Source organism: Kluyvera sp. EC_51 (genome assembly GCF_019584505.1).
Classification (GTDB): domain Bacteria; phylum Pseudomonadota; class Gammaproteobacteria; order Enterobacterales; family Enterobacteriaceae; genus Kluyvera; species Kluyvera sichuanensis.
Map to the genome: position 1 here is coordinate 1 of NZ_VDAG01000051.1, position 228 is coordinate 228.

A 228-nucleotide genomic window follows, 5' to 3' on the forward strand; every position below is an offset into this window, starting at 1 on the left:
CTGGCAAGGCTGGGACGGAAGTCACTGTCGTTCTCAAAATCGGTGGAGCTGCATGACAAAGTCATCGGGCATTATCTGAACATAAAACACTATCAGTAAGTTGGAGTCATTACCCGGGTTTTGAACCCAGGATATTCGCTATTTCACTGAAGCCTGTTCCGTTCTTCCATAGTTCAAAAACAGAGGCTTTTTCCTCTGCTGTAAATGTTCGTCTCATTCAAAAAACCT

The 228-nt window shown here is 43.9% G+C and carries 1 protein-coding gene and 1 pseudogene; one reads left to right on the forward strand and one right to left on the reverse strand.

The annotated features are described in order from the left end of the window. Positions 1-99: IS1 family transposase (locus FHC49_RS11410; RefSeq protein ID WP_000641146.1), on the forward strand; the 99-nt coding region annotated here is incomplete at its 5' end. A gap of 13 nt (positions 100-112) precedes the next feature. Here FHC49_RS11410 and FHC49_RS24390 read toward each other — a convergent pair. Then, a pseudogene (locus tag FHC49_RS24390) lies at positions 113-217 on the reverse strand (hypothetical protein); the annotation flags it as partial. Positions 218-228: the final 11 nt, after the last annotated feature.